Genomic DNA, 4055 nt, shown 5'->3' on the forward strand with positions numbered 1-4055 from the left:
CCGCCCGCAACGCCGAGGACGCCAAGGTCGAAGGCGTCGAGGTTTCGATCCAGCAGGCCTTCACCGCCCTGCCGGCGCCCCTGGACGGCTTCGGCTTCAACGGCAACGTCACCTTCGTGAACAGCCAGGCGACCTACCAGACCAGCGCCGGCCCGCGGAACCGTCGCCTGTTCCAGCAGCCGGACGTCACGTCGAACGAGTCGATCTACTACCAGCGCGGTCCGATCGAGGCGCGGATCTCGCACAACTACATCGGCGGCTTCCTGGAGACGATCCAGGACAACATCCCGAACGCGGATCAATACTGGAAGGGGCGGCACCTGTTCGACGCCTCGGTGTCCTGGCGCTTCAACGAGCGCTTCACGGTGTTCGCCGAGGCGCAGAACCTGACCAACACCGGCCGCCAGGAAGTGACCGGCCCCAACCAGCGCTACCTCCAGGAATGGGCGAACTACGGCCGCACCTACTGGCTCGGCCTGGCGGCGAGCTTCTGATGCGCGCCCTTGCTGCGGCACTGTCCCTGGCGCTGCTCGCCGCTCCGGCGGCGGCGCAGCAGCCGGTGCTGACCTCGGAAGTGCTCGGGCGCTGGAAGGCGCCCGAGGCCACCCAGGGGGTCGCGGTGGACGCCCGCCACTTCTATGCCGTCGCGAACTCGCGGATCGCCAAGTACGACAAGGCGACCGGCGCCAAGGTGGCCGAGTGGTCCGGCGACAAGGCGCGCTTTCCGCACATCAACTCCTGCACGGTGATCGGCCGCGAGCTGGTCTGCGCCAACTCCAACTTCCCCGAGACGCCGATGACCAGTTCGGTGGAGTTCTTCGACCCGGTGAAGATGGTCCACCTGCGGACCGTCTCGCTCGGCCAGCAGGTCGGCTCGGTGACCTGGATCGAGCGCAAGGACGGGGCCTGGTTCGCGGCCTTCGCCAACTACGACGGCAAGGGCGGCGAGCCCGACCGCGGCCATCAGCACACCCAGCTGGTCAAGTTCGACGACCAGTGGCGGCGGATGGAGGGCTGGTCGTTCCCGCTTTCCGTCACCGAGCGGTTCAAGCCGATGAGCTCATCGGGCGGCGGCTTCGGCCCCGATGGCCGGCTCTATGTGACCGGCCACGACCATCCTGAGCTCTATGTGCTTGAGCTGCCGAAGGGCGGCTCGAAACTCGACCACGTCGCCACGGTCACGGCGGCGATCGAGGGTCAGGCCGTCGCCTTCGACCGGAGCCGGCCGGGCGTGCTCTATGGCATCAGCCGGCCGAACCGCGAGGTGGTGGCGCTGCGGCTGCCGCCCATCCGCCGCTGAGAACCTGCGCTTGCCGCCGGGCGCGCCCCGGCGGCAAGCTCGAGACCACAAAAAAGGGGGAAGCGTCATGAACCGCCGCCATCTTGCCTGCCTGGTCGCCGCCGTCCTGACGCTCGGCGCCTGCAGCCAGGCCCAAGCGCCTGTGACGCCCGGCGTGCTCAACATTTCAATCCTGTCGACCGAGAGCCGCCAGAACGCCGAGGCGGTCTGGTCGCCGTTCCTCGCCGACATGGAGAAGGCCACCGGGCTGACCGTGAAGCCGTTCTACGGGACGAACTACACCGGCCTGATCGAGGCCATGCGGTTCAAGCAGACCGACCTTGGCTGGTTCACCAACCAGTCGGGCCTGGAAGCGGTCCGCCGGGCTGGCGGCGAGGTGTTCGCCCGGTCCGTGAACCCGTCGGGGGTCGACGGCTACGAGGCGGTGATCCTCGTCCACAAGGGCGAAGGCCTGACGCTGGAGAAGCTGATGGCCTGCGACCACACCGTCGATTTCGGCATGGGGGACGCCAAGTCGACGTCGGGCACCCTGGCGCCGATGACCTTCCTGTTCGCGCCGCGCGGCATCGACCCGAACACCTGCTTCAAGACCGTGAAGTCGGCGAACCACGAGACGAACCTGTTCGCTGTCGGCGCAGGCGTGCTGGACGCGGCGACCAACAATACCTCGGCCATCGAGCGGATGCAGAAGCTCGGCACGCCGCTGGCTCAGCGGACGCTGGACAACATCGAGATCGTCTGGCGCTCGCCGCGGATCCCAGAAGACCCGCTGGTCTGGCGCAAGGACCTCGACCCGGCCGTGAAGACCAAGGTCGCCCAATTCCTGTTCAGCTATGGGGTGGGCGACGCCCCGGAGGCCGTGCGCCAGCGAGCGGTGCTGGCCGGTCTACAGACCCTGCCGTTCAAGGCCGCCGACGACCGCCACCTGCTGCCGGTGAGGGAGATGGAGGCCACCGCCGCCCTGCTGGAAGCCCGCGCCCGCCGGGACGCGGACGCGGAGGCAAGGGCGCAGGCCGACCTCGACCAGGTGCGCAAGGAGCGCGGCGCGGGCTGACGGGCGTTTCTGGTCGGGATCGCGCCCCGGGAAAAGACGCTTATCTAGGGGTGATGATCCGGCCCCAGGACCTGCTCTGCCCCAAGCCTGACGGGCTCTACTGCGCGCCCGGAGATTTCTATATCGACCCGGTTCGGCCCGTGGACCGGGCGGTGATCACCCACGGCCATTCGGACCATGCCCGCTGGGGCCACACCCACGTCCTGGCGACGCCCGAGACCCTCGACATCATGGCGGAGCGCTACGGCGAAGACTTCGCCCACACACGGCAGGCGGCGGCCTACGGCGAGCGCGTGGCGATCGGCGAGGTCGAGGTGACGCTGGTCCCGGCTGGCCACGTCCTGGGCTCGGCGCAGGCGGTGGTGCGCTGGAAAGGCCTGACCATGGTGGTGTCGGGCGACTACAAGCGCCGACGGGACCCGACCTGCCCGCGGTTCGAGCCGGTGCCCTGCGACGTCTTCATCACCGAGGCGACCTTCGGCCTGCCGGTGTTCCGCCACCCGGACGACGCGGACGAGATCGCCCGGCTGCTGCGCTCGGCGGCGCAGTTCCCGGAGCGCGCGCACTTGGTCGGCGCCTATGCGCTGGGCAAGGCCCAGCGGGTGATCCGTCTGCTGCGCGAGGCGGGCTGGGACCGGCCGATCTACGTCCATGGCGCGCTGGAGCGGCTGAACGGGCTCTATCGCCGCCACGGAGTGGATCTTGGGCCGCTGGCGCCCGCCACCACCGGCAAGAAGACCGACTTCGCCGGCCAGGTCATCATCGCCCCGCCGTCAGCGACGCAGGACCTGTGGAGCCGCCGGTTCCCCGATCCCGTTTCGGCCTTCGCCTCGGGCTGGATGCAGGTGCGGGCGCGGGCGCGGCAGCGGGGGTGCGAGTTGCCGCTGGTGATCTCCGATCACGCCGATTGGGACGAGCTGACCGCCACCATCGACGAAATCCGCCCTGACGAGCTGTGGATCACCCATGGCCGCGAGGAGGCCCTGGCGCGCTGGGCCGAACTGCACGGGATTCCGGCGCGAGCGCTGGCGCTGATTGGGTACGAGGACGAGGGGGACGACTGAGCGCCCCCCGGCGAAAAGAGACGGGGTTACACCCGGCTCATCACCAGGCAGCCGTTGGTGCCGCCGAACCCGAAGGAGTTGCTCATCACCGTTTCAAGCTCGCGGTCGATGCGCTGGCGAACGATCGGCAGACCTTCGAAGGCCGGGTCGAGGTTCTCGATGTGGGCGCTCTCAGCGGCGAAGCCGTTGTTGAGCATCAGCAGGCTGTAGATCGCCTCTTGCACGCCGGCCGCGCCGAGGCTGTGGCCGGTCAGGGACTTGGTGGAGGAGATCAGCGGCGCGTTGTCGCCGAACACCTCGCGGACCGCTTCCATTTCCTTGGCGTCGCCCACCGGGGTCGAGGTGCCGTGCGGGTTGAGGTAATCGATCTTGCGGCCGCCCGCGTCTTCGATCGCCATGCGCATGCAGCGCACCGCGCCCTCGCCCGACGGCGCGACCATGTCGTGACCATCGGAATTGGCGGCGTAGCCGACGATCTCGCCGTAGATCTTGGCGCCGCGCGCCTTGGCGTGCTCGAGCTCTTCCAGCACCAGCATGCCGGCCCCGCCGGCGATGACGAAGCCGTCGCGGTCGCGGTCGTAGGCGCGGGACGCCACAGCCGGCCGGTCGTTGAAGTTGCTGCTCATCGCGCCCATGG

At 69.1% G+C, this 4055-nt stretch carries 5 protein-coding genes; 4 read left to right on the forward strand and 1 reads right to left on the reverse strand.

Translation table 11 applies throughout. The features are described from left to right. From ACILRF_RS15040 to ACILRF_RS15055, 4 genes are all read left to right on the forward strand, one after another. Nucleotides 1–494: TonB-dependent receptor domain-containing protein (locus ACILRF_RS15040; RefSeq protein WP_395674306.1), on the forward strand; the 494-nt coding region annotated here is incomplete at its 5' end. Next, entirely contained in the window at nt 494–1300 is an 807-nt protein-coding gene (locus ACILRF_RS15045) for a hypothetical protein (protein WP_395674308.1), read from the forward strand. The genes ACILRF_RS15040 and ACILRF_RS15045, both read left to right, overlap by 1 nt. Nucleotides 1301–1367: 67 nt before the next feature. Continuing rightward, the gene (phnD, locus tag ACILRF_RS15050; protein ID WP_395674310.1) at nt 1368–2354 is read left to right on the forward strand and encodes a phosphate/phosphite/phosphonate ABC transporter substrate-binding protein; all 987 of its coding nucleotides are present in this window, start codon (nt 1368–1370) and stop codon (nt 2352–2354) included. 53 nt (nt 2355–2407) lie between these two features. Beyond that, on the forward strand, nt 2408–3418 hold the full coding sequence (locus ACILRF_RS15055) for a ligase-associated DNA damage response exonuclease (RefSeq protein WP_395674312.1): 1011 nt from the start codon (nt 2408–2410) through the stop codon (nt 3416–3418). A gap of 26 nt (nt 3419–3444) precedes the next feature. Here the strand turns inward: ACILRF_RS15055 and ACILRF_RS15060 are convergent. After that, nucleotides 3445–4055: beta-ketoacyl synthase N-terminal-like domain-containing protein (locus tag ACILRF_RS15060; RefSeq protein ID WP_395674314.1), on the reverse strand; the 611-nt coding region annotated here is incomplete at its 5' end.

The sequence above is a fragment of the Phenylobacterium sp. genome, from assembly GCF_044236515.1.
Lineage (GTDB): Bacteria > Pseudomonadota > Alphaproteobacteria > Caulobacterales > Caulobacteraceae > Phenylobacterium.

What these genes read in the sequence shown, in the direction of transcription:
- ACILRF_RS15045 (WP_395674308.1), top strand. Translation starts at nt 494, where the DNA reads ATGCGCGCCCTTGCTGCGGCACTGTCCCTGGCGCTGCTCGCCGCTCCG.
- phnD (WP_395674310.1), top strand. Translation starts at nt 1,368, where the DNA reads ATGAACCGCCGCCATCTTGCCTGCCTGGTCGCCGCCGTCCTGACGCTC.
- ACILRF_RS15055 (WP_395674312.1), top strand. Translation starts at nt 2,408, where the DNA reads ATGATCCGGCCCCAGGACCTGCTCTGCCCCAAGCCTGACGGGCTCTAC.